The organism is Nocardioides cynanchi (assembly GCF_008761635.1).
GTDB classification, from domain to species: domain Bacteria; phylum Actinomycetota; class Actinomycetes; order Propionibacteriales; family Nocardioidaceae; genus Nocardioides; species Nocardioides cynanchi.
Genome location: NZ_CP044344.1, coordinates 3,808,150 through 3,834,788, shown reverse-complemented (window position 1 = coordinate 3,834,788; position 26,639 = coordinate 3,808,150). Strand labels below are relative to the sequence as shown.

The window sequence follows — 26,639 nt, the reverse complement described above, 5'->3', positions numbered from 1 at the left end:
GCGCCTAAGCATTCGGTTGATCAGGTCGGTCCCGAGCGCCGATCTTGCCCCTCGACGCCCTCAGAGCAGCGCGACCAGCAGGGCCGCCATGGCGCCGGCCATGACCACGTCGCAGCAGGCGTCGAGCCGGCCCACCGCGCCCGCCCCACGTCGTACGACGACGGGCAGGCGGGTGACGGCGACCGCACCGAGGGCGGCGAGGAGGATGCCCACGAGCAGTGCCGACGACGAGCCGCCCGCCGGCATGCCGGCCGCGCCTGCAGCGGCTGTCGGGCTGCCCGTCGCCTGGGCCGGAGCGGCCAGCGGCAGGGTCATCACCGCCATCGCGGTGGCGCCCACGAGCAGGCGCACGTGCGCACTGCCGGCGGAACGCCGCTCGGTCGACAGGGCGCCCCAGCAGACCGCCACACCGGCGACCACGAGCGCGACGGTCGCCACCGGGCGGGAGAGGGTGCCCAGGAGCATGCCGATCATGGCGACGCCCATCACCACGTGCCAGGCGTCGATGTCGCGGCGGTGCCGGGCCACGCCGGGCCAGCGCCTGCGGGTGACGACGCCGACCGAGCAGTAGACGACGACGAGCGCGACCAGGGCCGCCAGGACGGCAGGCAGCGGGACGGGCATGCCCGGAGCATCGGCCCCGGCCCGCCCGTCGTCAACGGGCGGCTCAGTGCTTGCTGAGGTGCCCGGTCCCGATACCGCTCGACCGCCGGCGGTGACCGGGTCGGGTCAGGAGCGCTCGTCGGCGTCGTCGTAGACGCCGGCCTCCTTGGCGGCCCGGACCTTCTTGAGCTGGCGGGTGAAGCTCCACATCAGGAACACCACCGCGGCGATCAGCAGCAGCATCAGTCCCAGCGCACCCCAGCCGGCCTTCACGTCGTTCTCGCTCGGAGGAGGGTCGGTGACGGCGGTGAGAAGGAGCAGTGCGTGGTGCATGGGTCCAGTGTCTCAGGCGGCGCCGGCGGCGCGATCGCGGATCCCCGCGAACAGGTCGTCCTCGGGGATCACGGACTCGACGTGGCTGGTGACCAGCTCGAAGTCCTCGGTCGGCCAGACCTGCTGCTGGATCGAGTGCGGGATCGCGAACCAGGCGCCGTCGGGGTCGATCTGGGTCGCGTGGGCCAGCAGAGCCTGGTCGCGGACCCCGAAGTACTCCCCGCACGGCACCCGGGTGGTGATCCGCTCGTCCCACTCGGGCTCGCGGGTCCAGCTCTCGAGGCGCTCGGCGTACGGCGACTCGAGGCCGTGGGCGAGCATCGCCTCGTGGATCGCCTTGATCTTCTCGTAGCTCCACCCGTGGTGGTAGTAGAGCTTCAGCGGCTGCCAGGCCTCACCGGCGTCCGGGAACTGCTCCGGGTCGCCCGCCGCTGCGAACGCGGCCACGCTCACCTCGTGGCAGCGGATGTGGTCGGGGTGCGGGTAGCCGCCGCGCTCGTCGTACGTCGTGACGACGTGCGGGCGGAACGACCTGATCAGGCGCACCAGTCGCTCGGTCGCCTCCTCCAGGGGCACCAGGGCGAAGCAGCCCTCGGGCAGCGGGGGCGGTGGGTCGCCCTCGGGCCAGCCCGAGTCGACGAAGCCGAGCCAGTCCTGCCGGACCCCCAGGATGTCGCGGGCCCGCTCCATCTCCTGGCGGCGCACCTCGGTGATGTTGGCCGCGATGTCGGGGCGGTCCATCTTGGGGTTCAGGATCGAGCCGCGCTCACCGCCGGTGCAGGTGACGACGTGCACGTCGACCCCCTCGGCGACGTACTTGGCGGTCGTGGCGGCGCCCTTGCTCGACTCGTCGTCGGGGTGGGCGTGCACGTGCATCAGTCGGAGACCGGCACCGACCTGGGGCGCGCGGGCGTGGTGCTGGGACATGGGCCCGAGTCTAGGACGGGCACCGGGTGCGACGATGGGGCCGTGGACCAGACCCTGACCGAGCGCTACGCCGCTGCGCCCGCCTGGCGGCGCCCGGTGACCATCGCCGGGGTCGTGGTGCTGGCGGTCGTGGGCCTGGCCTGGCTGGCCTGGGCCGCCTTCGTGCAGTCGACCCCGAAGGTCACCTCGCAGCTGATCGGCTGGCAGGTGGTCGACGCGCACTCGCTGACGGCCCGGATCGAGGTCGGCATCGCCGGAGGGACCACGCACCCCGTGTGCACGGTGCAGGCCCTGGCCAGCGACCACACCGTCGTCGGCCAGCTGCGGTTCACCCCGTCGGACGGCAGCAACCCGGTGACCGTCCAGACGTCACGGGCCGCCACCTCGGTGGACCTGACCGGCTGCACCGCCGACGGGCAGAACCAACCCCGCTGACCTGCGGCTTTGTGGGTTTGACGGGGTTGTCTTGGTAGACTTCTCGCTTCTGGCCGCGCCACGACGACGCATCCAGCTGACACCCAGCACGCTGCGACGTTGGCGCATACCCTCATCGCACACGAGACAAGGCGCTTCGACGCGTCTCGAGGAGTTCCCCCATGATCTGGCTGACCCAGCAGACCGCTGACCGCCTGCGCGCCGAGCTCGACAACCGCCGCGGACCCCTCCGCGCCGAGATCGTCGAGCGGATCAGTGCCGCCCGCGACGAGGGGGACCTCAAGGAGAACGGCGGCTACCACGCCGCCAAGGACGAGCAGGGCACCAACGAGGCCCGGGTCCGCCAGCTCGAGGAGATGCTGGAGAGCCACCAGCTCACCGTCGACACCTCCCCCGACGACAACACCGTCTCCCCCGGCAAGGTCGTGACCTACCGCTACGCCGGCGACGACGACGAGGTGTTCCTGCTCGGCGCCCGCGAGATCGCCGAGGACCAGACCGACATCGAGGTCTACTCACCGGAGTCGCCGCTGGGTGCTGCCCTGCTGGGCGCCAAGGCCGGAGAGACCGTCGACTTCGAGCAGCCCAACGGCAAGGTCGCGAAGATCGAGATCGTCAGCGCGGTCCCGTTCACTTCCTGACCGTCGCGCGCAGCACGACGTCGAGCGGCCGCACTCTTACCCCGGCCGGGGCGGGCTGACAAGGGGCACAACGTCCCTGTTCGGACGTGCGCGGGCCGCTCGACACTGGGATCACCTCACCCCAGCCGCAGGAGCCCCGTGATCAGCCTGGCGATCGTGAACGACTATGAGGTGATCGTCGCGGGGGTCGCCTCGATGCTCTCCGAGGAGCGCCACCGGATCCGGGTCACCGCGCTCAGCACCCCGGCAGAGCACGAGGAGGTCGACGTCATCCTGTACGACACCTTCGGCCCGGCCAACTCGATGGCCGCTCTGGACGAGCTCGTCGCATCCGGCAGCCCCCCGGTCATCGTCTACACGTGGAAGCTGCGTCGCGACCTGGCGGGCGAGGCGCTGCGCAGGGGCGCCTCCGGCTACCTCTCCAAGGCCCTGAGCGGCCAGGAGATCGCGGACGCGGTCCAGGCCGTCGTCCAGGGGGACACGGTGGTCAGCCCCGACGTCCAGCCGGCGCTGCCCCTGACCGGCCGGGACTGGCCCGGTCGGACCGATGCCGGGCTCAGCGCTCGCGAGGCCGAGGTGCTGTCGATGATCGCCGCCGGGATGCGCAACCTCGAGATCGCCGATCACAGCCAGCTCAGCATCAACTCCGTGAAGACCTACATCCGATCCACCTACCAGAAGATCGGGGTGACGAGCCGGTCCCAGGCCATGCTCTGGGCCCTCGACCACGGCTTCCTGCCGGAGCCCGGCACCAGCGCGCCCACCGAGCCCCCGCTCGGCTGACGACGGGCACCGGGAGGTCGGGCGCACTCGCTTCGGGCGCGCTGCCGTCGTTCCGCCGCAGTTTCGTCGCGTCGTAGCGCCCTCGCTTCACTCGAAGACGCGGTAGCCGCACTCCCGCAGGCGGGCCAGCACCGTCTCTGTGTGGCTCTCCCCGCGGGTCTCGAGCTGGAGATGGACCTCGACCTCGTCGAGGGAGAGGTCGGCGTCGATCCGGGCGTGGGACACCTCGATCACGTTCGCCCCCGCTGCCCCGAGCTCGACGAGCAGCCCGGCCAGGCCGCCGGGGCGGTCGGGGATCCGCAGCTGCAGGTTGAGGTAGCGCCCGGCGGCGGCCATGCCGTGCTGGATCACCTTGCCCAGCAGCAGCGGGTCGATGTTGCCACCCGAGAGCACGCCGACGGTCGGCGAGGAGAAGCGAGCGGGATCGTCCAGGATCGCGGCGACGGCCGCCGCGCCGGCCGGCTCGACGACGAGCTTGGCGCGCTCGAGAGTCACCAGCACGGCCCGGGAGAGCGACGCCTCGGTGACCGTGATGATCTCGTCGACCAGGTCGCGCACGGTGGCGAACGGCACCTCACCCGGCAGGCCCACGGCGATGCCGTCGGCCATCGTCGACATCGAGGTCAGCGGCACCGGGTGGCCGGCCCGCAGGGACTCGGGGTACGCCGCGGCGCCCTCGGCCTGGACCCCGATGATCTTCACCTCGGGCCGCTGCGCCTTGATCGCGATCGCGATGCCGGACAGCAGGCCGCCCCCTCCGCAGGGGACCACGACGGTGTCGACCTCGGGTGCCTGGTCGAGGATCTCCAGCCCGACCGTGCCCTGACCGGTCACGATCTGGGTGTTGTCGAACGGGTGGATCAGCACCGCACCGGTGCGCTCCTGGAAGGCCCGGGCCTCCTCGAGGGAGTCCTCGAGGTAGCGACCGTGGAAGACGACGTGGGCGCCGTACCCCCGGGTCGCCTTCTCCTTGGGGATCGGCGCTCCCTCGGGCATGAAGATCGTGGCCTCGATGCCGAGGGTCTGGGCGGCGAGGGCGACGCCCTGGGCGTGGTTGCCGGCCGACGCCGCGACGACACCGCGCGCCCGCTCCTCCTCGGAGAGGTGCCACATCCGGTTGTAGGCACCGCGGATCTTGAAGGATCCGGCGCGCTGGAGGTTCTCGCACTTGAGCAGCACCGGGTGGCCGGTCAGCGCCGAGAGCCAGCGCGAGTCCTCCATCGGCGTCAGCACCGCGATGTCCTTGATCAGCGCAGCCGCCTGCTCGATGTCCGCGAGAGACACCTGACCCTGATCACCCATCGGTCCCTCCTCCACCGTCGAACTGGTCGGCCACACCGGCGGCGTGAGTGTCGCCCACGAGGCCGTCGTCGGCGTTCCCGGTGTCGGCGTCGGTGTCGATGTGCTGGCCCGTGTCGGCGTAGTCCTGGGCGAGCGCCTGCTGCGCATCCTCGCCCACGGTGGTCTCGGTGGCCAGATGCTGTGCCACGGCGTTCGCCGCGGCGGCGAAGGGAACGGCGACCAGGGCACCCGGGACTCCGGCCACCAGGATGCCGGCCGCGATCGCCACGATCACGCCGAGCGGATGCAGCGAGACGAAGCGGCCCATCAGGAACGGCTGGAGCACGTGGCTCTCGATCTGCTGCACCAGCACCACGGCGCCGAGCATGATCAGGGCTACCACCCAGCCGTGGTCGACCAGCGCCACCAGCACCGCGACCGTGCCGGCGACGAAGGCGCCGACGATCGGGACGAACGCGCCGAGGAAGACCAGCACGCCGATCGCGAGCACGAACTGGACCCGCAGCACCGACGCCGCGATCATCACGCCCACGGCATCGGTCACCGCCACGATCACCGTCGCGCGGACGAACTGGGTCAGTGAGATCCAGGCGACGTGGCCGGAGCTGTCGACGCGGGCCCGCGCGGCACGGGGCGCCAGCCGGACGAACCAGGCCCAGATCCGGTCGCCGTCGGCGAGGAAGAAGTACGTCGAGAAGAGCACCAGGAACAGCCCGGCCAGCAGGTGGGTCAGCACGCTGCCGAGGTTGGTCACCTGGCTGAGGAAGGCGCCGTTCTGGGCCTTGGTCTTCAGCGAGTCCTGGGCCTTCTGGATGTAGTCATTGATCTGCTGGTCGCTGAGGTGGAACGGCCCGGTGTTGAGCCAGTTCCTGATCTCCCCCAGGCCGTCGGAGACCTGGGTGGCCAGGTCGTTGGCACCGCTGACCACCTGCTGCCCGGCGAAGGCGAGCATCGTGGCCACCAGGGCCAGCCCGCCGAGGACCACCACGGCCGCGCCGAGACCCCGTCGGATCCCGACCCGCTCCATCGCGCCGACCACCGGCGAGCCGAGGGCCGCGACCAGCAGGGCGACGATCACCGGGATGGTCAGCTCGGCGAAGAACTCGATGCCCCGGAAGAGCGCGTAGGTCGCGACCCCGATCACGATCAGCCGCCAGGCCCACGCCGCTGCGAGGTCGAGCCCCCACGGCACCTGCGCGCGGGAGAAGTTCGAGGGACCGTACCCGATCGTGACCGGCTCGGTACGACGCTCCACCCGCCGGGCGGCCCACTGGTGGGCCAGGCGCCCCGTGAGCCGGTCCGCGGCAGGCGCTCCGGACGCGACGCCGCGCTCTGCCTCCGGTGCGGCGTCGTTGGTCACGGGCTCACGTTATCGACCGCGGCGCCGGTGAGACGGCGTACCAGTCGGCGGGCCGCGTCGCGATCTGCCGAGGCGAGCAGCCCGGCCGCGGCCAGGACGTAGTCGGTGTCGACGGTGACGTCGGCCCGTCGAGGCAGCTGCCAGCCGCCTCCGACCTCCCCGACGCTCCCGGCGAAGACCCGGTCCGCGACACCCGGGCGACCGTGCCGCAGCACCCCGCCCGAGCCGACGAGGAGGTCGACCTCGCGCAGGTCCTTGCCGCTGCGCTCGACCACGCGACCCTCCGGGCTGACCACGACCTTGCTGCGACCCGCGTGCCGGCGCAGGGCCAGCCCGACGGCCTCCCGGGCCAGCTCCTCGTCGAGGTCGCGCTCGCGATCGTCGGTGGGCACGAAGCCCGGCTCCTCGCGGCGGCGGCGGGCGGCCGCGGCGAGGTCGTCCCGCCCGGCCACCTCGGCGGTGCTGATCGCGGACCAGCGCATCCCCAGGTCGCCCTCCACGGTGCGGGTGACCCGGGTGGTAGCGACCACCTCGCGGCTCAGCCCGGCCTCCTCGGGGTCGATCTCCACGACGCTGTGCACGTCGGTCGTGGCGCCGCCGACATCGACCACCGCGGTGTCGCCGGCGATCTCGGCGAGCAGCTCGACGCCCGTCAACACGACGTCGGGGGTGGCGCCCTGGACCATCTCGAGGAAGTCGGCCCGGGCACTCAGGTGTTTGCCCCCGATCACGTGAGAGAGGAACAGCTCACGGATCGCCGCGCGAGCTCCCTCGGGGGCGAGGACCCCGATCCGGGGCACGATGTTGGGGGCGACGACCACGGGGTTGGCCGCCAGGATCGCCGCGACCTCGTCGTGGACGTCCACGTCGCCGGCCACCACCACCGGGCCGGACCAGATCGGCGCCAGGGCGCGCGCGCAGGCCAGGATCGGCTCGGCGTTGCCACCGTCGGTGCCGCCGGTCAGGAGGACGACGTCAGGCTCGCTGGCCGGCACCGCGCGCAGGTCGTCGCCGGTGCTCGCCGCGACCACCGCGACCACCTTGCCACCGCTGGACAGCGCCACCCGTCGACCGGCCTCCGCGGTGACCAGCTCCTCGTTGCCGACCACCGCGATCCGCAGCCCTCCCCCGGCGCTGGAGCAGGCCAGGGTCGGCGCGCCGTCCGCGCGGGCGTCCTGGCCGGACAGGGCGGCCAGGCATGCGTCGTACCCGTCCAGGACGTCGGTGTCGATCGTGGTCCGGTGCTCCGCGGACGCCACGATCCGGCCCTGCTCCAGGTCGACCAGCGAGGCCTTGGTGAACGTCGAGCCGAAGTCGATGCAGACGGCGACGTCGTGGTCTCGACTCCGCTCGACCACCGAGTCCGGCTCGGCTGCCGGGAGAGCCGGGTCAGGCGAGGGCACGGTCGAGGTCGGCGATCAGGTCGTCCGCGGTCTCGATGCCGACGCTGAGCCGGATCAGGTCCGCGGGCACCTCGAGCTCGGTGCCGGCCACACTCATGTGGGTCATCCGGCCGGGGTGCTCGATCAGGCTCTCGACGCCGCCCAGGGACTCGCCGAGGGTGAAGACCTCGGCCCGGCCGCAGGCGTCGACCGCTGCCTGCTCGCCACCTGCGTGCCGGAAGCTGACCATGCCGCCGAAGCGCTTCATCTGTCTGGCCGCGACGGCGTGGCCGGGATGCTCGCTCAATCCGGGGTAGATCACCTGCGCGACCTGCGGATGGCCGACCAGGAAGTCGACGACCTTCTCGGCGTTGTCGCAGTGCCGGTCCATCCGGACCCCGAGGGTCTTGATGCCGCGGTGGGTCAGGAAGCAGTCGAACGGCCCGGGCACCGCGCCCATCGCATTCTGGTGGAAGGCGATGGCCTCGGCCAGGTCGAGGTCGCGGACCACCACGGCCCCGCCGACCACGTCGCTGTGCCCACCGACGTACTTGGTGGTCGAGTGCACGACCACGTCGGCGCCCAGCGACAGCGGCTGCTGGAGGTACGGCGAGGCGAAGGTGTTGTCGACGACCAGCAGGGCGCCGGCGTCGTGGGCGACCTGGGCCAGCACCTCGATGTCACCGATCGTGAGCAGCGGGTTGGTCGGGGTCTCGACCCAGACCAGCCGGGTCGTTCCGGGCCGGATCGCGGCGCGGACCGCGTCGACGTCGGACACGGCGGCCGGGCTGTGCTCCAGCCCCCAGACCTTCTCGACCTTGTCGAACAGGCGGAACGTGCCGCCATAGGCGTCGTCGGGGATCACCGCGTGCTCGCCCGGCCTGGTCAGGGCCCGGATGATCGTGTCCTCGGCGGCGAGACCGCTCGCGAAGGCGAAGCCTCGCTCCCCCTCTTCGAGCGCAGCGAGGGCCCCCTCAAGCGCGGTCCGCGTGGGGTTGGCCGAGCGGCTGTACTCGTAGCCGCCCCGGAGGCCGCCGACGCCGTCCTGCTTGTAGGTGCTGGTGGCGTAGATGGGCGGGATCACCGCTCCGGTGGTGGGGTCCGGCTCGTAGCCGGCGTGGATGGCGCGGGTCTCGAAACCGGACTTCTGGCGATGCTCCTGGGTCACCCGACGAGGGTAGTGGTGGTCTCGACTCCGCTCGACCACCGAGGGGACCCGCTCGACCACCGAGGGGACCCGCTCGACCACCGAGGGGACCCGCTCGACCACCGAGGGACCCCGCTCGACCCGAGGGACCCGTAAGGGTTCCGTCATCGGTGCCGGGAACGACGGGGTGCCCCACGGTGTTGGACACTGTGGACGCACCAGACGAAGGAGCCACCATGTCGATCTTCTCCCGCCACAAGACCACCCTGCCGACCGCTGAGGAGGCGCTGCCCGGCCGCGCCGGCAGCGACTTCGTGATCGCCGCGAAGCACCGCGTGCTCGACGCTCCCGTCGTGACGCCGACCGCGCCCGAGGGCTACGAGGTCGCGATCTTCGGCCTCGGCTGCTTCTGGGGCGCCGAGGAGATCTACTGGCAGAAGCCCGGCGTCTGGTCGACCTCGGTCGGCTACGCCGGCGGCACGACCGAGAACCCGACGTACGACGAGGTGTGCAGCGGGCGCACCGGCCACACCGAGGCCGTCCGGATCGTCTTCGACCCGGCCGTGATCTCCTACGCCGACCTGGTCAAGACGTTCTTCGAGGTGCACGACCCGACCCAGGGCATGCGCCAGGGCAACGACGTCGGCACGCAGTACCGCTCGGCGATCTACTACACGACCCCCGAGCAGGAGCAGACCGCGCGCGAGCTGACCCGGGTGTACGCCGACGAGCTCACCCGCCGCCGGTACGGCGACATCACCACCGAGATCCGGCCGGCCGCGGAGACGCCGTACTACTACGCCGAGGACCACCACCAGCAGTACCTCGACAAGCACCCCTCCGGCTACCGCTGCCACGCCAACACCGGGGTCCCGTTCCCGCCGGTCTGACCCGGGTTCTGTGAAATCTGCCGCCGACTGTCGGAATCGCCCTCTGCCGTTCGTGGGGTAGACAGAGACGTGGACACGGGGTCCGCGAGCACAGACAGGGAGAGTCATGACCGAGTACCTCATCTACTTCAACCAGCAGTGGGTCGGCGACCACCCGGAGGAGTGGTACCGCGGACGCGGACCGCTGGCGATGGCGGTGGTCGAGGAGATCAGAGCCGCCGGGGAGTACGTGTTCGCCGGTGGTCTGGTCGAGGAGGTGGAGGAGGCGTTCAGCGCCGACGCGACCAGCGGCTCCCTGCTGTTCAGCGACGGGCCCTTCGTCGAGACCAAGGAGTTCCTCGGCGGGCTCACGATCGTGGACGTCGCCGACGAGGCCGACGCCCGGAAGTGGGCCGGCAAGATCGCCGAGGCGTGCGGCTGGCCGCAGGAGGTACGGCGGTTCAAGCCGCAGCCGCTCTCGAAGTGACCAAACCCTGACGACGCCGGTGCGGCGCTCCCGACCGGGGCGCCGCACCGGTAGTAGCGTCTCGTCTTGCCGAGGTGGACGAGACAGCTCTGGAGTCGTGAGCGCGCAATGATCGAGATCTACGTGCCGGTGCTCCTGAACTTCAGGGACAACGCCCTCGTGTACCTCCCCGAGCAGGTGGAGAGGCTCCGGGACACGCTCCTCAGCGAGGACAACGGCATCCGGGAGCTGGAGGCCGCCGATGCGGTGTTCGGGCACGAGCTGGTCAGGCCCGATGCCACGGCACTGGAGTCCGGTGACGTGCCCGCCTGGCCCGAGCAGCTGGACCGGGTCGAGGCGTACTACTACCACCACCGGATCATCCTGCGTTACCTGTTCTCCCAGGCTCCGAAGGGCGGCGACCGCGCGGCTCGCCAGGTGGCCGTCGCCCACTCCGCGCACGTCCTGGAGCACCACTTCGTGCACCGGATCAACACCGTCGACGACGGCGCCCCGCTGCCGGACGACGAGCACGGCCGGGTCACGTCGTACTACTCCTACTGCCTGATCTTCGCCCCGGAGCCGGCCCACTTCCAGGACCGGATGGACAACCTGCTCGGCTCCCACACCTTCCGGATCGTCGAGGTCACCCCGCGACTCCTCGAGCGCGACCGCACGCACCTGGTGCGGATCTCGATCCCGAGCACCAACGTCTACTCCACCACCGACGTGGGTCGCTGGCTGAAGGTCGACATCCTCAACGCGGTCTACCAGCACATGCTCTACGCCAAGAAGGAGCAGGACGAACGAGACCTGCAGACGCTGGTGGCCTTCTCGCGCCGGGCGACCGCACACCGCAACGTCATGGAGGAGTCGCAGCTCCACGCGCTCTGGGACCATGCCGTCGACGCCCTGGGCGGTCGCACCGTCGACCTGCACAGCGTCAGTCAGCAGACCAACCTGTTCCGGATCAGCTTCGTGGCCGTCGTCCTGGCGGCCCTCAGCTCGGTCGTGGCCGTGGTGAGCCTGATCGTGGTCCTGCGCTGACCGGATCGGCCCGTCCGGCGGCGGCCAGGTGGCGCCGGAGCCGATGCGCCGACGAGTCGCGCCCACCGGTCAGGGAGAATGACTGGCATGACCGAGCTGCCACGCAAGGCCGTCGCGCGTACGGCGCGGCTGGCGGCGCTGCCGCTCGGCTACGCCGGGCGCAACGCACTGGGCTTCGGCAAGCGGCTGGGCGGTCGCAACGCCGAGGTCGTGATGAGCGAGATCCAGCAGCGCACGGCCGAGCAGCTGTTCCGCACCCTGGGTGACCTCAAGGGCGGGGCCATGAAGTTCGGCCAGGCGATGTCGGTCTTCGAGGCCGCGCTTCCCGAGGAGCTGGTCGGTCCCTACCGGGCCGAGCTGACCAGGCTCCAGGACTCCGCTCCCCCGATGCCCACCCAGACCGTGCGCGAGCAGCTCACGGCCGGCCTCGGGCCCGGCTGGAAGGACGACCTGGTCTGGCTCGACGGCGGGCCGACCGCGGCGGCCAGCATCGGGCAGGTGCACCGCGGGCGGTGGGTCGACGGGCGTGACGTCGCGGTCAAGGTGCAGTACCCCGGTGCCGGCGAGGCGCTGCGCTCCGACCTCCGCCAGCTCTCCCGGCTGGCCCGGTCGATCGGCACGATGATCCCGGGCATCGACGTGAAGCCGCTCGTGGAGGAGCTGCAGCGTCGTACCAACGACGAGCTGGACTACGAGCTCGAGGCACAGGCCCAGCGGGCCTTCGCCGACGCCTTCCGCGACGACCCCGACATCGTGGTGCCCGACGTCGTCGCCGTCGGCGGCGACGCGCTGGTCACCGAGTGGATGGACAGCTCGTCCTCGCTGGCCTCGATCATCGCCGACGGCACGAAGGCCGAGCGCGACCACTACGGCGAGCTGTTCGTGCGCTTCCTCTTCGCCGGCCCCGCCCGCACCGGCCTCCTGCACGCCGACCCGCACCCGGGGAACTTCCGGATCCTCCCGAACGACGACGGCAGCCCGGGCCGCCTCGGCGTGCTCGACTACGGAGCCGTGGCCCGGCTGCCCGGTGGGCACCTGCCCTCCGCGATGGGCTCGCTGATCCGGAAGGCGGGCGAGGGCGACGCCGACGCGCTCCTGGCCGGGCTGCGGGAGGAGGGCTTCATCCTGCCCTCGGTCAGGATCGAGCCCCAGGTCGTGCTCGACTACCTCGCACCTTTCGTCGAGCCCACGACCGTCGAGCGGTTCCAGTTCTCCCGCGAGTGGATGCAGGAGCAGTTCCAGCGGGTCAACAACCCGCGCGACCCCAGCTACACCGTGGCGCTGAAGCTCAACCTGCCGCCGGCGTACCTCCTGATCCACCGCACCTTCCTCGGCAGCATCGGGGTGCTCAGCCAGCTCGGCGCCGAGGCGCCGTTCCGGGCGATCGTCACCGAGCACCTGCCGGGGTTCGCCGCCCCGGCCTGACCCGCGACGAGGCCGCCACCAGCGCGGCGGCGGCCAACGCCACCCCGCAGCCCAGGGGCCACAGCAGCGCCGGCGACACGGCGTACACCGCGGTGCCGATCGGCGCAGCGAGCAGCCCGCCCGAGGTCGACGCCCCGGTGTAGAGGCCTTGGTACTGACCGACCAGGTGCTCGGGCGCCGCATCGAGCACGTGTGCCGTGGCGGTCGTCTTGTAGAGGATCTCGCCGGCGGTCACGATCGTCATCGCCAGGATCGTGGTGACGACGCCGACCGGCAGCCCGAAGCAGGCGAACCCGACCCCGACCAGCGCGTAGCCCACGCCGATGATCGGGTACGACGGGTATCCGCGCAGCCGCTGGGCGACCGGGATCTCCAGGAGCAGGATCAGCCCCGAGCCGACCGCGATCATCACGGTGTAGAGCAGCACCGGCTGCCCGGCGTCGCGCAGGTGCAGCGGCACCGTCGTGTAGAGCTGCCGGTAGACGATGTCGACCAGCACGATCGCCGGCAGCAGCACGACCAGCGACCGGTCGGCGCGGACCGACCGCCACAGGCCGTGTCGTCCGTCCGTCGCAGCCGCACGGGCCCGGTGGTCGTGGTCGGCCGGCAAGGTGCGGCCGACCGCCAACCGGATCACCAGGGTGGCGCCACCGTCGACCACGAAGAGCAGGTCGAAGCTGACCGAGACGAGCAGCGCGGCGAGCAGCGGGCCGATCACGAAGCCGGCGTTGCTGGCCGCCCGCCCGATCGCCACCGAGGTACGGCGGTCGCCGCGAGGCACCGCGAGGGCAGACAGGGCGCCGGTCGAGACCCCGGCCGTCGCGGCGAGGTAGGCCCCCACCGGCAGCGCGACGACCAGCACCACCAGCGGCAGCCAGGGAGTCGCCGCGAGCAGCAGCCCCGACACCGACGAGGCGCTGACCAGCACCCGCCGGTGCCCCCAGCGGTCGCCCCACCGGCCGCCGGTGAAGTTGCCGACGAGCAGCCCGAGCCCGGAGCCGCCTGCGACGAGGCCGGCGGTCGCGGTGTCGAGCCCCCGCGGCCCGGTCAGGTAGAGCGTCAGGAACAGCATCACGAACGACGTCGCGGAGCTCAGGAAGCGAGCGCCGGCCAGCACCCACACCACGCGCGGGACCTCGCGGAGCCTCATGCCGCCCGTGGGCACCTTCTCGGCGGTCACCGCAGGTCGAGGTACATCACGTGCAGCCCGACCTCGCCGTGCGCAGCCGAACGGAACGCGCGTGGCACGGTCCCGATGATCTCGAAGCCGAGGTCCTGCCAGAGGTGGACGGCGGCCGCGTTGGTCTCCACGACGGCGTTGAACTGGATGCCGCGGAAGCCCTGGTCGCGGTGCCACTGCACGACGTACGACGCGAGCGCCCGGCCGAAGCCTCGGCCCGCGGCCTCCGGGTCGACCATGAAGGACGCCGTGCCCACGTGGTCGCCACGGCCGGGCCGGTTGGGGCCCATCTTGGCCGAGCCGAGGATCCGGCCGGCGTCCTCGAGCACCACGGTCAGTGCGGGCGGCTCGGACATCCACCAGCCGCGACCGGTCTCGACGGTGAGGTCGTCGGGGAAGGCGTAGGTCTCGCCGGCCGCAACGATCGTGGAGAAGAACGGCCAGATCCGCGGCCAGTCGGCCTCGGTGGCCGCCCGGATCCGCGGATCGGCGTGGGTCACTCGCCGGTCTCGCCGTCGATGGACTGGCGGATCAGGTCGGCGTGGCCGTTGTGGCGGGCGTACTCCTCGATCATGTGCACGATGATCCAGCGCAGGCTGAACGGCGTGTTGTCGCGACGGTCCTCCTGGACCGAGCCGGCGTCGAGGCCGGGTCCGGCCAGAGCGGTGTCGATGACCGCGTCCGCACGTCGTACCGCCTCGTCGAAGAGCGCGAACAGCTCCGCAGGGCTGTCGTCCTTGGCGGTGTGCCACTCCCAGTCGCGGTCGGCGTCCCAGTCGACGGTGTCGAAGGGCGGCATCTGCGAGCCGCCGGCGAAGGTCTCCTCGAACCAGCCGGACTCGACGACGGCGAGGTGCTTCATCATCCCGCCGAGGGTCATGTCGGTGGGCGGCAGCGCCTGGGCCAGCTGCTCCTGGGTCAGGCCCGCGCACTTCCAGCGGAACGTGTCGCGGTGGTAGTCGAGGAACGCCCTCAAGGTGGTGGCCTCGTCGGCCTGGAGGGGTGGGTCGACGCGGTCGTCGCCGGAGAACGTCGGGAGAGTCATGCGGGCGACGCTAGCGGCCGCACCCGACAGGACGCACTCGGGTTGTCGGCTCACCACACGCCGAAGACGTCGCCCCCGATCCGGACCACGAAGGCCGAGACGACCACGATGAAGAAGACCCGCACGAAGCCGGCGCCGCGCGCGACCGCCGTACGCGCTCCCAGGTAGCCGCCGAGCAGGTTGCCGGCGCCCATCATCAGGCCCACCTTCCACAGCACCGCGCCCTGGGGCACGAAGACGCAGAGGGCGGCCAGGTTGGTCGCCCAGTTGGCCAGCCGGGCCTTGGCCGAGGCCTCGAGGAAGCTGTAGCCGAGCAGGCCGACCAGGCTGATCACGAAGAAGCTGCCGGTGCCGGGCCCGAGGGCGCCGTCGTAGAAGCCGATCGCGAGACCGGTCGCCATCGCCGTCCACAGGTGCCGGGTCCGGCCGAACCGGAGCACGGTGGTCTCGCCCAGGGTCGGCCGGACCAGCACGTAGCTCCCGACCACGACGAGCACCACCAGCACGATCGGCTCGAACGCCGACGAGGAGAGGTGCGACCCGACCAGGGCGCCCCCCACCGAGCCGGCGAACGCGCACGCCATCAGCGGGCCGAAGGTGCGCGGGTCGGGGCGGATCCGGCGGTAGTACGTCGCGCTGCTGACCGTCGTACCGCAGATGCCGGCGAGCTTGTTGGTGGCCAGGATGTTGACCGGCGCGGCCGCCGGCAGCCCGATCAGGAGCGCCGGCAGCTGGATCAGCCCGCCACCACCGACCACCGCGTCGACGAACCCGGCCGACAGACCGGCCAGGCCGAGCAGGGCCAGCACGGTCGTCGACGGGTCGGGCACCCCGGCAGCCTAGGAGGATCGGCCGCCCGGACCCGGTCGCCGGGCCCTCGGGTGCCGGCTCGACGCGATCTCGGTGCACCTTTGTGCCGACTCGGCGCCACCTGGATGCCTGTGTGCGCCGACTCGGCGCCATCTGGATGCCTGTGTGCGCCGACTCGGCAAGGTTGTCGTGCCTGTTTGTGCCGACTCAGTAGAAGCCGTGGCGGGCGAGGGGGCCGCGCAGCTCGCGCTCCTCGTAGGCGAGGTGGCTGAGCAGGCGGTCGCTCAGCCCCTGCAGGGCCGCCTCGACCGCGTCGAGCGCGGCCTCGTCGGCATCGCGGACCAGGTCCACGAGCACGCGGTCGACGTCGTCGAGGAGGTGGTGGATGACCAGGTGCTCCTCGGCGAGGCGGTCGAGCACGGGCGCGGCCGCCGGTTCGGCGCGCCGGAGGTGCGGGAAGACGCTGGCGTCCTCCAGCGAGTGGTGGCCGTTCACGAATCCGCAGTAGGACTGGCAGTAGGCGCCGAGGGTCCAGTTGTTCTGGCGCAACGACATCGCGTGCACCTCCGACCGCGCCTCGCCCGCGGTCAGCACCCCACGTCGTACCTCCTCGACCAGGCCGTGGAGCCGGGTCAGCTCGGAGCGCAGGTGGTCGTGGATCTCCACCAGGTGGCGGGGAAAGGTCTCCTGCTCCCGGGTGTACGGCGCGTCGGCCGACTCCCCGAGGGAGGGCCGGGTGGTCTCGTCCCAGCTCGCTGGCGCATCGTCGGTCATCGCGCCCCGACCCTAGCCACCTAGGCTGGCGTCCGTGCGCATCGTCTCGCTGCTGCCGTCGACGACGGAGATCCTGTTCGCGATCGGGGCCGGCGACGACGTGGTCGGCGTCACCTTCGAGTGCGACCACCCGACGGAGGCCCGCGGCCGCACCATCGTCTCCACGTCGGCGATGCCCGAGGGGCTGGCCCCGGCGGACATCGACGCCTTCGTGGTGGCCGCGATGGCCCGCGGGGACGACCTCTACCACCTCGACGAGGGGGCCTTGGCCGGCCTCGACGCCGATCTCGTGGTCACCCAGGACCTGTGCGCGGTGTGCGCCGTCGACGTCTCGGTCGTCGATGACGCCCTCGCCCATCTCGGCTGCACCGCCGAGGTGCTGACCATCGACCCGCACACGCTCGACGACGTCTTCGCGTCGATCCTGGCCCTGGGCCGGGCCACCGGGCACGAGCCCGAGGCCGGGCGCCTGGTCGCCGACCAACGGGCACGGCTCGCGGCCGCGTGGCGCGGCACTCTCGGCCGACCCAGGCCCCGCGTGATGTTCCTGGAGTGGACCGACCCGCCGTTCGCGCCCGGGCACTGGATCCCCGAGATGATCGAGGCGGCCGGCGGCGACCCGGTGCTGGCCACGCCCGGGGCGACGTCGCGGCGGGTCACGTGGGAGGAGATCCGGGCGGCCGACCCCGAGGTGTTCGTGGTGGCGCCCTGCGGCTTCGACCGGGCCGGCTGTCAGCGGCTGGCCGACGACCTGGTCGCCGGCGGGGTCCTGCCCGCCCACGTGCCGGTGCTCGCGGTCGACGCCAACGCGTCCTGGGCCCGCCCGGGCACCCGGCTGGTCGACGGCGTCGAGGAGCTGGCGGCCTTGCTGGCGAAGGTCACCGCACGAAGGTGAGGGGGGTCCAGGCGCTGTGTGCCTCGGCCACGTCGTCCGGGTGGTCGAACAGCCAGGAGCTGACCCGTGCCTCGACACCTCGCAGCGGTGCGGTGTGGCCGAGGGACTCGGTGACCTTGCCCCTCGCCGAGACCCGCACGCAGTCCGACGGCGCATAGGGCCGCCAGCGGCCCGCGTGCTTCACCTGGAGCCGCACCCGTACGCACCCACGGGTGTCGCGCGGCAGCGCGGTCGCGACCACGTGGACCTTGCTCCCGGATCGGTAGACGTAGCTCCCGTCGACGACCTTCACCTGCCCTGAGAGCGCCATCGCCACGTCGGGCCGCACCGAGACCGACGCCTGGGCCTCCCATGGCGCCCAGTCGGCGTCGCCGGCGAAGGTCGCGGTCAGCGTCGCGTCCGCCTTCACGACGTACGACGTGTCGAAGCGCAGGCCGGAGTCGAGCCCGCCCTGCGCCACGAGCCGCGCGGGACTGCCCTGCTGCTTGGCGTACAGGTTGATCGGGGCTCCCACCGGGGCGGCCGGCGCGGTCACGGAGACGCCGACGGGGTGGCCGTAGCGCACCCGGGCTGAGTCGAGGACGACGCGGAACGCCGTGGGCAGGCGCAGCTGCAGGGGCGTCACGCCGAAGCCCGTGGAGTCGGAGGTCACCGCGTAGACGTCGTGGGCTCCGTAGCCCAGGCCGTCGGCCAGCAGGTGCGCCGGCGAGAGCGGGACGTCGACCATCGCCGAGCCGCCGGGAAGCCGGAAGCCGTGGACGGTCCGCAGGTCGCCGTAGGCGATCTGGCCGTCCGCGCGCACCGCCAGAGCGGTGTCGACACCGGGGTCACCACGGTCGCGTCCCAGGCTGAGGTCGGAGGACCGGTACACGAAGCCACGGCTGGTGACCACGCGCTGGCCGTCGGCCGAGACCGCGATCTGGAGCGGCATCGACGGGAGCAGGTCGTTCGTGGCCACGATCGTCGGCTGCGCGGGCGTCGTGGCCACGTCTCGCTCCTCCAGCGTGGCGCCGACGTCGGTCGGCCGTGCGGTCACCAGCACGCCGGGAAGCTGCGGCGAGCCGGCCACGAGGGTGCCGGTGGCGATCGCCCCGAGGTCCGCCACGGAGCCGGTGCCGGGCGTCAGCCGGTAGAGCTCGGCCGCTGCGCTTCCGCACTGCGCGACCGTCCATACCTTCCCGTCGACCACTGCCAGCCGGCTCGGGCAGGTGCCGCTGCCGATCGCGTACGTCGTGACCGACAGGTCGACGGTGTCGACGGCCGCGACCGCGGCTCCGGTCGGCAAGGCGACCCAGACGGTGTCGCCGGTCGGTGCGAGCACCAGGTCCGTGGCACCGTCGAGGGTGGCCAGGGTCGACGACGTGACACCGGACAGGTCGGTGACCACGACGGCGCCGGCCGACCCCTGGCTGAAGAACAGATGGCTGTGCGCCTCGTCCACCACGAGGTGCGAGAAGCCGGCGAGCGTCGGTCGCCCCTCCGGCACGAACGTCGCCTCGGCGGGGGGGGCCGGAGCCAGCAACGCCAGCGCGAGTGCTGACGCCGGGACGATGGCAGGCAGGCGGCGCACGGGACCTCCGAGGGGGGCAGGGTCGGCCAGACCCTAACCCCGCGGCACCTCCCGCGTCCCCGGATCGGACTGGTCGGCGAACCGCACCTCGACCAGCAGGCCTCCGGTCGACGACGTACCGAGCCGGACGTCGCCACCTCGGCGACGGACCAGCTCGCGGACGATCGCCAGCCCGAGGCCGGTCCCGCCACGGTCGCGGTCACGGGCCTCGTCAAGACGCGCGAACCTGTCGAAGGCGCGGGCCCGGTCGGCCGGCGCGATGCCGGGGCCGTCGTCGGCGACGCTCAGCACCGCGTCGCGCGCTGCCCGGGTGAAGCCGACGTCGACCCGGGTCCGGGCGTGGCGCCGGCCGTTGTCGACCAGGTTGCCGATCACCCGCTCGAGCTCGATCCGGGTCATCGGGACCGTCCCGGCCGCGAGCGCACCGACCCGCACCTCGGGCCCCGTGATGTCGTCGGCGGCGGTCGCGTACCCGGGAAGCACGGCCCGCGGCTCGGCCTCCGGATCCGGTGCCGGCAGGGCCTCCCCGGCGTCGAGCCGGGCCAGCACGAGGAGGTCCTCGACCAGCGCGGAGAGCCGCGCGAGCTCGTCGGCGAGGTCGGCGTGATCGGCCTCCGAGGCGCCGTGCCGGCGGTTGACGTCCGCCTGCACGCGCAGCGAGGCGAGCGGGTTGCGCAGCTCGTGCGCGACGTTGGCCACGAAGCTCCGCTCGCGGTCGCGGGCGGCCGCCAACCGGTCCAGCATCGAGTTGAGCGTCACCGCCAGTGCCCAGATCTCGTCCCGGGAGTGCGGCTCGGGGAGACGCTCGTCGTCGCCGCCACCGGAGACTCGCTCGGCCGCGGAGCGCAGCGACTCCACCGGGCGCAGGGTCTCGCCGATCGCGCGCCAGGCGACCAGGCCCAGCACGAGCAGCAGCAGCGGGAAGCCGAGCAGCAGGGTGACCACCAGGATGTGCTGGCTCCGCGCCAGGTCTGCCACCGGCTCGGCGACGACCACCATCGGCGCCCCGGCCGCCGGCGAGCTGGGCAGCGCGGTGACCCGCAGCGTGGAGGTCATCCCGAGCCGCGACCCCGGCACCGTCACCGGCCCCGATCGGGCCCGCGCCAGCTCGGCCGGGGTGAGCAGCGAGGTCAGCCGGTCACCGTTCGCCGAGGCGCTGAGCACCCGACCCCGGGCGTCGAGCACCTGGACCGACTCGGTGCCGGTTACCGGGATCGGGTCGGGGAGCCGGTGGCCGGTGACCAGCTCGGCCACCTGCGCAGCGGTGGCGGCGGCCCGGCGGTCGAGGTCGTGCCGGCTGGCCACCGACAGGGCCGTGTACAGCGCCACGCTGCTCAACGCCTGCACCACCGCGAGCCCGACCAGGCCGATGGACATCAGCCGCACCCGCAGGGAGCGGCCCTCCCACCATCTCCTCATCGGGAGAGCCGGTACCCGGCCCCACGGACCGTCTCGATCACACCGGCCCCGAGCTTGCGGCGGAGGTACCCGACGTACACCTCGACCGTGTTCGGGTCGTAGCCGACCCCGCGGGCGTCCCAGACCCGGTCGAGGAGCTCGATCTTGGTGACCACGCGGTCCTGGTGCCGCAGGAAGAACTCCAGGAGCTCGTACTCCCGCGGGCTCAGGGCCACGGGGACGCCGGCCAGGGTCACCTCGCGGGTCGCCGGGTCGAGGCGTACGTCGGCATGGGTCAGCACGGGTGGCCTCGGGTCGCTCTGGCGGCGCAGCAGGGCCCGCAGCCGGGCCAGCAGCACGACGTAGTCGAACGGCTTGGTCAGGTAGTCGTCGGCGCCGTAGTCGAGGCCGTCGGCCTGGTCGTAGGGCCCGTCCTTGGCCGAGACCATCATCACCGGGACCCAGTTCTCCTCGGCACGCAGTCGCTTGACGACCTCGTAGCCGGACAGGCCGGGCAGCATCACGTCGAGGAGTACGGCGTCGTACTGGCCGTCGCGCGCCGCCTCCAGGCCGCTGACCCCGTCGGCCGCCAGGTCGACGGTGAACCCGTCGGCGACCAGGCCCCGCTCGAGCGCGCGCGCCAGCCGGGCCTCGTCCTCGACGACCAGCAGACGCATGCGCACACGATGACACGCGATCCGAGGCCGGCCCGGGACGATCGGGCCTGACCGGGCTCACAGGTTCTCAGCGGACTCACAGCGCCGCGAGCGACGATGGGCACCATGGCCCGCCTCTCCCTTCCCAGCTCTCGCCGCGCTCGCTGGGCGGTTCCCGTCGTCGCGGCGGTGGCCCTGGCCGGCGTCGGCCCGCTCGCCACGACCCTCACCGCCAGCGCGCAGGGCTCGCTGCCCCCGCGCACCGCAGCCCAGCTCCTCGTCGACGTGCAGCGGGCCCGGGTGCAGGCGCTGTCCGGGACCGTCGTGGAGACCTCCGCCCTCGGGCTCCCCGCGGTGCCCGGAGTCGGGGGCCGGGGCGGCGCCAGCTTCTCCTCGCTGGTCTCCGGCTCGCACACCATGCGGCTCTGGTACGCCGGCCCGGACCAGGTCCGACTGGCCCTGCTCGGCCAGCTCGGGGAGTCCGACCTGGTCCGCACCGGCAGCGACGTGTGGGCGTGGTCCAGCGACACCAACACCGCCACCCACTGGACCGCGCCGGTCGCCGGCTCGTCCGGGCCGACCGGGCCCGACGCGGCCGCCGCGCCGGTCACGCCCCAGCAGGCCGCCGACGCTGCCCTGAAGGCGATCGACCCGAGCACCCGGGTGACCACCGACCCCACGGCGGTCGTCGCCGGCCGCTCGGCCTACGAGCTGGTGCTGACGCCGCGCGACTCGCGCTCCACCGTGGGCTCGGTCCGGATCGCGGTCGACGGCACGACCCACATCCCGACCCGGGTCCAGGTCTTCGCCCGCGGCGCGACCGCTCCGGCCTTCGAGGTCGGGTTCACGTCCTTCTCGACCTCGACGCCGCCGGCGTCGACCTTCGCCTTCACCCCACCGCCGGGCGCCACCGTGAAGCAGGGCAGCCTGACCGCGCCCCACGACGTCACCGGCTCGCGCGCCCAGCCGTCGGGTGCCACTCCCTCGGTGGTCGGCACCGGGTGGACCACGGTGGTGGTCGCCGACGTCGGCTCGATGACCGGCGGCCAGACCAACCAGAGCAGCCCGGGCAGCCTGGCCGGCCTCCTGAAGTCCCTGCCCGCCGTCTCCGGCGCCTGGGGCTCGGGTCACCTCCTGCACGGCGCGCTGTTCTCCGCCGTCCTGACCGACGACGGCAGGGTCGCGGTCGGCGCCGTACCACCGTCGATGCTCTACGCCGCGCTGGCGCATGGCTGAGGCCGACGCGGGGCCGGCGACCGGGCTGGCCGTCCGGACCTCGGGTCTGACCAAGCGCTTCGGCGTCCAGACCGTGGTCGACGGGATCGACCTCGAGGTGCCGACCGGTGCGGTCTACGGCTTCCTGGGCCCCAACGGGTCGGGCAAGACGACCACCATCCGGATGCTGCTCGGCCTGGTCACACCGACCGCGGGCGGGGTCCACCTGCTCGGCGCCCCGATGCCGCGGCGCGCGCCCGACGTGCTCCCCGCGGTGGGCGCCCTGGTCGAGGGACCCGCCTTCCATCCCTATCTCTCCGGCCGGAGCAACCTCCTGCGTCTCGATGCAGCCGACCGGACCGCGGACCCCCGCTCGGCGCCGAGCCGCGTCGACGCAGCGCTCGACCGGGTCGGGCTCCTGGCCGCGGCGGGCAAGCGCTACCGCGCCTACTCGCTCGGCATGCGCCAGCGACTGGCCATCGCCGGCGCGCTGCTCACCCCCAAGGACCTGCTGGTTCTCGACGAACCGACCAACGGGCTCGACCCGCAGGGCACCCGCGAGGTGCGCCAGCTGGTGGGCTCGCTGGCCGGCGACGGTGCGACCGTGCTGGTCTCCAGCCACCTGCTGGGTGAGGTCGAGCAGATGTGCACCCACCTCGGCGTCATGCACGTCGGTCGGCTGGTCGCCCAGGGCACGAGCGCCGAGCTCCGCGGCACCGGCGCGGTCGAGGCCACCGTCGAGACCGACCAGCCCGGCGACGCCGCCCGGGTGCTCCACGAGCTCGGCGCGACCGACGTGCACACCACCCGGACCACTGCCGTCGGACAGCTCGGCGAGGTCCCGCCGGAGAAGGTCGTCGCGGCGCTGGTGCACGCCGGGGTCGGGGTGAGCGGCTTCCGGGTCGCCCGGCCGACGCTCGAGGACGTGTTCGTCTCGCTGACCGGGGAGGGCTTCGATGTCAGTGGCTGACCGCGCTCCGACCGTCGTACGCCGTCCGCTGGCCCCGGTCTCCGCCCGCCTCCTGGTCTCCGAGCTCCGGCTGGTGATGGGACGGCGTCGCAACCAGGCCGGTCTGGTGGTGCTCGCCGCCGTGCCGATCCTGATCTCGATCGCGGTCAAGACGTCGGTCTCGCAGCCGGGCGCCGACGCACCGAACTTCTTCCGCTCGATCACCGACAACGGGCTCTTCGTCGCCCTGGCCGCGCTGACCATCGAGATCGGGCTCTTCCTGCCGCTCGCGGTCTCGGTGATCGCCGGCGATGCCGTGGCCGGTGAGGCCAACCTCGGCACGCTGCGCTACCTCCTGACCGTGCCCGTCACCCGGCTGCGGCTGCTCCTGGTCAAGCTCGCCGCGATCGCGATCGGCGCGTTCATCGCGACGTTCACCGTGGCCGTCGTGGGCATCCTGATGGGGTTGGCGCTGTTCGGCGGCGGCTCGATGACCCTGCTCTCGGGCACTCAGATCGGGTTCGGCGAGGGGCTGCTACGCGTGGCCCTCGCCGCGGCGTACCTCGCCTGCGGCCTGGCCGCCCTGGGCGCGGTCGGCCTGTTCGTCTCGACGCTGACCGAGCAGCCGATCGCGGCCACGATCGCCACGGTGATCTTCAGCTCCGCGTCGTTCATCCTCGACTCGATCCCGCAGGTCGGCTGGCTGCACCCCTACCTGCTGACCCATCACTGGCTCGACTTCGGTGACCTGTTCCGTGCCCCGATCGAGTGGACCAACGTGCTGGCCGGGCTCTACCTCGCCGCCGCGTACGTCATCGTGTTCTTCGCGGCCGCCTGGGCCCGCTTCTCCGGCAAGGACGTCACCAGCTAGGCGGGACGGGGGTCGGTGTCGGGGCCCTCGTCCGCGAGCGCGCTTCGGGCTCCGCTGCGGTCGCTCAGCCCTTGGGGACCAGCGTCGGGTAGACGTGCTCGAAGCTGAGCATCTTGCCCTGCCCGGACGCGACGATGTAGGTCAGTCCGATCGCCACGCCGGCGATCACGACGAGGAAGCAGACCGCCGCCAGCGCCGTGCCGACCGGCGTCCGGCGTACGACGGGAGCCGCGCCGTCGGCGGCGTCCGCCCCGGCCCCGCCGATGGCGAGGGCGCGCACGCCCAGCGCGTAGACGACGGGCAGGCCGGCCCCGAGGACGAGGCTGTAGAGCAGCACCTTCCAGGCGTCCTGGAGGAACAACGAGAACATGTCAGCCTCCTCAGACCGCGATCGGCTCGACCGGAGCGAGGACCGCGGACGGGTCCTCCCAGTCGTCGTTGACGTTGTCGGCGTTGACCGGGCGGCGGCGAGCGCGCACGTACATCAGGCCGGCGGCGACGAGCAGGACCGCGACCATCAGCAGGGCACCGGCGAGTCCGCCGCCGGCGGCGTGACCGATCCACCAGGTGGCGGCACCGACCAGGCCGGCCATCGGCAGCGTGATCGCCCAGGCGACGGCCATCCGGCCCGCGATCCGCCAGCGCACGTGGGCGCCGGGGCGGCCCAGCCCGCTGCCGAGGATCGAGCCGGTCGCGACGTGGGTGGTCGAGAGGGCGAAGCCCAGCTGGCTCGACGCCAGGATCACGGCGGCCGCGGCGCCCTGGGCGGCCGTGCCCTGGCGGGGCTCGATCTCGGTGATCCCCTTGCCGAGCGTGCGGATGATCCGCCAGCCGCCGACGTAGGTGCCGAGCGCGATCGCTGCGGCGCAGGCGAACTTCACCCACAGCGGGATGGAGGTGGTGTCGGTCCAGCTGCCGTAGCCGATCAGGGCGAGGGTGATCACGCCCATCGTCTTCTGCGCGTCGTTGGTGCCGTGCGCCAGCGCCACCAGCGAGGCGGTGCCGATCTGGCCCCAGCGGAAGCCGTCGTCGTTCTGGCGGGCACTGAGCCGCGCGGTGAGCCGGTAGATCAGCCAGGTCCCGATCATCGCCACGATCGCAGCCACCACCGGGGAGGCCAGGCCCGGGAGGATCACCTTGCCGACGACGCCGTCCAGCTTGGTGGAGTCGCCGGTCCAGTGCACCCCGCCCCAGCCGATCCCGGCGACCGTGGCGCCGATCAGGCCGCCGAACAGCGCGTGCGACGAGCTCGACGGGAGGCCGAGCAGCCAGGTCGCGAGGTTCCACACGATCCCGCCGACCAGGCCCGCCAGGATGATCAGCAGCAGGGCCGAGCCGTGGTCCGCGGTCAGCGACGCGTCCGGGCTGCCGGAGCTGTCCTGGATCGAGACGACGGCGTTGGTGACGGTGAGGGCGACCTCGACGGAGAGGAACGCTCCGACCAGGTTGAGGACCGCGGCCAGCGCGACCGCGACCTTGGGCTTGAGCGCACCGGTCGCGATGGACGTGGCCATCGAGTTACCGGTGTCATGGAATCCGTTGGTGAAGTCGAACCCGAGGGCGACGATCACGACCAGGATGACGGTGAGTAGGGGCGCCGACACATGACGAGTGTGGGGTGTTCACCGGTCGGAAGGAAATCTGCGGGGCTGCGTTCACCCATTGTTCGTGGTGCCGTTCACCTGTTGTTCACCTGAATGAGCCGGATCGGCTCTCGTGGGTCAGAAGTGACCCGTGAGGCGGTAGTGGCGCAGGGCGGTTTCGCTCAGGCGGTAGGAGTCGCCGTACACGCTCCAGCGCAGGGGCAGGCGGAGGCCGAGGTTGCCGGCGTCGAGGAACACCTGCTGCGCGGTGGTGATCCGGGTGACGTCCTGGTGCGCCTGCTCGCGGCGCATGAACGCGATCCGGGCGGTCAGGAACGCCTGGAGGTACGCCGTCTCGCGGCCGCCGTCCGTGGGGATGTCGGCGCGCGCGCGGGCATGCCGGCGGACCGCCCGCAGGCCGTCGAGGCCGTGCACGACGGCTGCGTCGTAGTAGGCGAACTGCCCCAGGCTGTGCAGTCCGTCGCGCTGGGCGAGGTGCACCGCGGGGTCGAAGTACCACGCGTCGCGGAAGTGGTCCTGGGCGCGCCGGAACGCCGGATCAGCGGCGGCCCGGTGCCAGGCCCGGACGAACGGCCGGCCCAGGCCCTGGCGCGACGACGTGCCGTCCACCCGACGCAGGGCCGGCAGGAACGGCGCGAGCGGGTCGGCGGGCTTCCGGGCCACGTAGCGACGGACCACCGCCAGCATGTCGTGGGTCTTCGAGGTGAAGCCGATGATGCCCCCGGTGTAGCCGCGGTTCTCGGTCGCGCTGTGCTCCACGTCGTACTCGATGTAGCGGTACTGCGCGCGCCAGTCGCGCGAGGAGTTCTCGGCCGTGCTGACCAGGATCTGCGCGACCTCCTTCTGGTGCGGGCGCTCCAGCCCGCCGGCCGCATCCGCTGCCGGGAGCAGGGTGACCGCCAGCGAGATCGCCACGAGGGCGACCAGCAGCCATGCCACTGTCTTCCGCATC

At 72.4% G+C, this 26,639-nt stretch carries 29 protein-coding genes; 11 read left to right on the top strand and 18 right to left on the bottom strand.

Annotation, left to right across the window (positions count from 1 at the left end; genetic code table 11):
- Nucleotides 1-60: 60 nt before the first annotated feature.
- The 3 genes from E3N83_RS18540 to mca form a co-directional block, all read right to left on the bottom strand.
- A complete protein-coding gene (locus E3N83_RS18540; protein ID WP_151084603.1) occupies nucleotides 61-624 on the bottom strand; it encodes a DUF5134 domain-containing protein in 564 nt (187 codons plus the stop codon).
- A 105-nt stretch (nucleotides 625-729) separates the two neighbouring features.
- The gene (locus tag E3N83_RS18535) at nucleotides 730-936 is read right to left on the bottom strand and encodes a hypothetical protein (RefSeq protein ID WP_151084602.1); all 207 of its coding nucleotides are present in this window, start codon (nucleotides 934-936) and stop codon (nucleotides 730-732) included.
- A 12-nt stretch (nucleotides 937-948) separates the two neighbouring features.
- The gene (mca, locus tag E3N83_RS18530; protein ID WP_151084601.1) at nucleotides 949-1,863 is read right to left on the bottom strand and encodes a mycothiol conjugate amidase Mca; all 915 of its coding nucleotides are present in this window, start codon (nucleotides 1,861-1,863) and stop codon (nucleotides 949-951) included.
- A gap of 42 nt (nucleotides 1,864-1,905) precedes the next feature.
- Between mca and E3N83_RS18525 the strand changes: the two genes are divergently transcribed.
- The 3 genes from E3N83_RS18525 to E3N83_RS18515 all read left to right on the top strand — a co-directional run bounded on the left by E3N83_RS18525 (nucleotide 1,906) and on the right by E3N83_RS18515 (nucleotide 3,722).
- Complete coding sequence (locus tag E3N83_RS18525; protein ID WP_191907867.1) at nucleotides 1,906-2,298, top strand: DUF4307 domain-containing protein; 393 nt, start codon at nucleotides 1,906-1,908, stop codon at nucleotides 2,296-2,298.
- Between the two features lie 161 nt (nucleotides 2,299-2,459).
- The gene (gene greA, locus E3N83_RS18520) at nucleotides 2,460-2,939 is read left to right on the top strand and encodes a transcription elongation factor GreA (RefSeq protein WP_151084599.1); all 480 of its coding nucleotides are present in this window, start codon (nucleotides 2,460-2,462) and stop codon (nucleotides 2,937-2,939) included.
- 156 nt (nucleotides 2,940-3,095) lie between these two features.
- Nucleotides 3,096-3,722 (top strand): response regulator transcription factor, encoded by a 627-nt coding sequence (locus E3N83_RS18515; RefSeq protein ID WP_238342974.1) that lies wholly within the window; start codon nucleotides 3,096-3,098, stop codon nucleotides 3,720-3,722.
- Between the two features lie 87 nt (nucleotides 3,723-3,809).
- Here E3N83_RS18515 and ilvA read toward each other — a convergent pair whose 3' ends face one another.
- The 4 genes from ilvA to E3N83_RS18495 are packed head-to-tail and all read right to left on the bottom strand — an operon-like array spanning nucleotide 3,810 to nucleotide 9,081.
- On the bottom strand, nucleotides 3,810-5,024 hold the full coding sequence (gene ilvA, locus E3N83_RS18510) for a threonine ammonia-lyase (RefSeq protein WP_151084598.1): 1,215 nt from the start codon (nucleotides 5,022-5,024) through the stop codon (nucleotides 3,810-3,812).
- A complete protein-coding gene (locus E3N83_RS18505) occupies nucleotides 5,017-6,384 on the bottom strand; it encodes an AI-2E family transporter (protein ID WP_151084597.1) in 1,368 nt (455 codons plus the stop codon). Before E3N83_RS18505 ends, ilvA begins: the two co-directional genes overlap by 8 nt.
- Nucleotides 6,381-7,787: a glutamate mutase L gene (locus E3N83_RS18500; RefSeq protein WP_238342973.1), complete on the bottom strand. Its 1,407-nt coding sequence runs from the start codon at nucleotides 7,785-7,787 to the stop codon at nucleotides 6,381-6,383. The genes E3N83_RS18505 and E3N83_RS18500 overlap by 4 nt, the downstream gene beginning before the upstream one ends.
- Nucleotides 7,774-9,081 carry a cystathionine gamma-synthase gene (locus tag E3N83_RS18495; RefSeq protein WP_151084596.1) on the bottom strand — a complete coding sequence of 436 codons (1,308 nt, stop codon included), beginning with the start codon at nucleotides 9,079-9,081 and terminating at the stop codon, nucleotides 7,774-7,776. The genes E3N83_RS18500 and E3N83_RS18495 overlap by 14 nt, the downstream gene beginning before the upstream one ends.
- Before the next feature lie 68 nt (nucleotides 9,082-9,149).
- Here E3N83_RS18495 and msrA point away from each other — a divergent pair, with 68 nt between their 5' ends.
- The 4 genes from msrA to E3N83_RS18475 all read left to right on the top strand — a co-directional run bounded on the left by msrA (nucleotide 9,150) and on the right by E3N83_RS18475 (nucleotide 12,720).
- Entirely contained in the window at nucleotides 9,150-9,803 is a 654-nt protein-coding gene (gene msrA, locus E3N83_RS18490; RefSeq protein WP_151084595.1) for a peptide-methionine (S)-S-oxide reductase MsrA, read from the top strand.
- A gap of 106 nt (nucleotides 9,804-9,909) precedes the next feature.
- Entirely contained in the window at nucleotides 9,910-10,269 is a 360-nt protein-coding gene (locus E3N83_RS18485) for a YciI family protein (protein ID WP_151084594.1), read from the top strand.
- A gap of 108 nt (nucleotides 10,270-10,377) precedes the next feature.
- A complete protein-coding gene (locus E3N83_RS18480; RefSeq protein ID WP_151084593.1) occupies nucleotides 10,378-11,295 on the top strand; it encodes a hypothetical protein in 918 nt (305 codons plus the stop codon).
- Between the two features lie 87 nt (nucleotides 11,296-11,382).
- On the top strand, nucleotides 11,383-12,720 hold the full coding sequence (locus E3N83_RS18475) for an ABC1 kinase family protein (protein WP_151084592.1): 1,338 nt from the start codon (nucleotides 11,383-11,385) through the stop codon (nucleotides 12,718-12,720).
- Here E3N83_RS18475 and E3N83_RS18470 read toward each other — a convergent pair.
- The 5 genes from E3N83_RS18470 to E3N83_RS18450 all read right to left on the bottom strand — a co-directional run bounded on the left by E3N83_RS18470 (nucleotide 12,683) and on the right by E3N83_RS18450 (nucleotide 16,529).
- Entirely contained in the window at nucleotides 12,683-13,870 is a 1,188-nt protein-coding gene (locus tag E3N83_RS18470; protein ID WP_151084591.1) for an MFS transporter, read from the bottom strand. The two genes, E3N83_RS18475 and E3N83_RS18470, sit on opposite strands and share 38 nt — an antisense overlap.
- 26 nt (nucleotides 13,871-13,896) lie before the next feature.
- On the bottom strand, nucleotides 13,897-14,400 hold the full coding sequence (locus tag E3N83_RS18465) for a GNAT family N-acetyltransferase (RefSeq protein ID WP_151084590.1): 504 nt from the start codon (nucleotides 14,398-14,400) through the stop codon (nucleotides 13,897-13,899).
- A complete protein-coding gene (locus tag E3N83_RS18460) occupies nucleotides 14,397-14,945 on the bottom strand; it encodes a DinB family protein (RefSeq protein ID WP_151084589.1) in 549 nt (182 codons plus the stop codon). The genes E3N83_RS18465 and E3N83_RS18460 overlap by 4 nt, the downstream gene beginning before the upstream one ends.
- 50 nt (nucleotides 14,946-14,995) lie before the next feature.
- Nucleotides 14,996-15,775, bottom strand: a complete 780-nt coding sequence (locus E3N83_RS18455) for a TSUP family transporter (RefSeq protein WP_151084588.1) — start codon at nucleotides 15,773-15,775, stop codon at nucleotides 14,996-14,998.
- 187 nt (nucleotides 15,776-15,962) lie between these two features.
- On the bottom strand, nucleotides 15,963-16,529 hold the full coding sequence (locus tag E3N83_RS18450) for a hemerythrin domain-containing protein (RefSeq protein ID WP_151084587.1): 567 nt from the start codon (nucleotides 16,527-16,529) through the stop codon (nucleotides 15,963-15,965).
- 34 nt (nucleotides 16,530-16,563) lie between these two features.
- On the opposite strand from E3N83_RS18450, the gene E3N83_RS18445 reads away from it, so the two are divergent.
- Nucleotides 16,564-17,424 carry an ABC transporter substrate-binding protein gene (locus E3N83_RS18445; protein ID WP_151084586.1) on the top strand — a complete coding sequence of 287 codons (861 nt, stop codon included), beginning with the start codon at nucleotides 16,564-16,566 and terminating at the stop codon, nucleotides 17,422-17,424.
- Here the strand turns inward: E3N83_RS18445 and E3N83_RS18440 are convergent.
- The 3 genes from E3N83_RS18440 to E3N83_RS18430 are packed head-to-tail and all read right to left on the bottom strand — an operon-like array spanning nucleotide 17,408 to nucleotide 21,069.
- The gene (locus E3N83_RS18440; protein WP_151084585.1) at nucleotides 17,408-18,994 is read right to left on the bottom strand and encodes an NHL repeat-containing protein; all 1,587 of its coding nucleotides are present in this window, start codon (nucleotides 18,992-18,994) and stop codon (nucleotides 17,408-17,410) included. The two genes, E3N83_RS18445 and E3N83_RS18440, sit on opposite strands and share 17 nt — an antisense overlap.
- Nucleotides 18,995-19,027: 33 nt before the next feature.
- Nucleotides 19,028-20,413 carry a sensor histidine kinase gene (locus E3N83_RS18435; RefSeq protein ID WP_151084584.1) on the bottom strand — a complete coding sequence of 462 codons (1,386 nt, stop codon included), beginning with the start codon at nucleotides 20,411-20,413 and terminating at the stop codon, nucleotides 19,028-19,030.
- Nucleotides 20,410-21,069 carry a response regulator transcription factor gene (locus E3N83_RS18430; protein ID WP_151084583.1) on the bottom strand — a complete coding sequence of 220 codons (660 nt, stop codon included), beginning with the start codon at nucleotides 21,067-21,069 and terminating at the stop codon, nucleotides 20,410-20,412. Before E3N83_RS18430 ends, E3N83_RS18435 begins: the two co-directional genes overlap by 4 nt.
- A gap of 105 nt (nucleotides 21,070-21,174) precedes the next feature.
- On the opposite strand from E3N83_RS18430, the gene E3N83_RS18425 reads away from it, so the two are divergent.
- From E3N83_RS18425 to E3N83_RS18415, 3 genes are read left to right on the top strand one after another with little or no spacing between them, the layout of a single operon-like run.
- Entirely contained in the window at nucleotides 21,175-22,284 is a 1,110-nt protein-coding gene (locus tag E3N83_RS18425; RefSeq protein ID WP_151084582.1) for a LolA family protein, read from the top strand.
- Nucleotides 22,277-23,233 (top strand): ABC transporter ATP-binding protein, encoded by a 957-nt coding sequence (locus tag E3N83_RS18420; RefSeq protein ID WP_151084581.1) that lies wholly within the window; start codon nucleotides 22,277-22,279, stop codon nucleotides 23,231-23,233. The genes E3N83_RS18425 and E3N83_RS18420 overlap by 8 nt, the downstream gene beginning before the upstream one ends.
- Nucleotides 23,220-24,083 (top strand): ABC transporter permease, encoded by an 864-nt coding sequence (locus E3N83_RS18415; RefSeq protein WP_151084580.1) that lies wholly within the window; start codon nucleotides 23,220-23,222, stop codon nucleotides 24,081-24,083. The genes E3N83_RS18420 and E3N83_RS18415 overlap by 14 nt, the downstream gene beginning before the upstream one ends.
- 64 nt (nucleotides 24,084-24,147) lie before the next feature.
- On the opposite strand, the gene E3N83_RS18410 is transcribed toward E3N83_RS18415, so the two are convergent.
- The 3 genes from E3N83_RS18410 to E3N83_RS18400 all read right to left on the bottom strand — a co-directional run bounded on the left by E3N83_RS18410 (nucleotide 24,148) and on the right by E3N83_RS18400 (nucleotide 26,638).
- Entirely contained in the window at nucleotides 24,148-24,453 is a 306-nt protein-coding gene (locus tag E3N83_RS18410; RefSeq protein WP_151084579.1) for a hypothetical protein, read from the bottom strand.
- Nucleotides 24,454-24,463: 10 nt separating this feature from the next.
- Nucleotides 24,464-25,687, bottom strand: a complete 1,224-nt coding sequence (locus E3N83_RS18405) for an inorganic phosphate transporter (protein WP_151084578.1) — start codon at nucleotides 25,685-25,687, stop codon at nucleotides 24,464-24,466.
- Nucleotides 25,688-25,804: 117 nt separating this feature from the next.
- The gene (locus E3N83_RS18400) at nucleotides 25,805-26,638 is read right to left on the bottom strand and encodes a chitosanase (RefSeq protein ID WP_151084577.1); all 834 of its coding nucleotides are present in this window, start codon (nucleotides 26,636-26,638) and stop codon (nucleotides 25,805-25,807) included.
- Nucleotide 26,639: the final 1 nt, after the last annotated feature.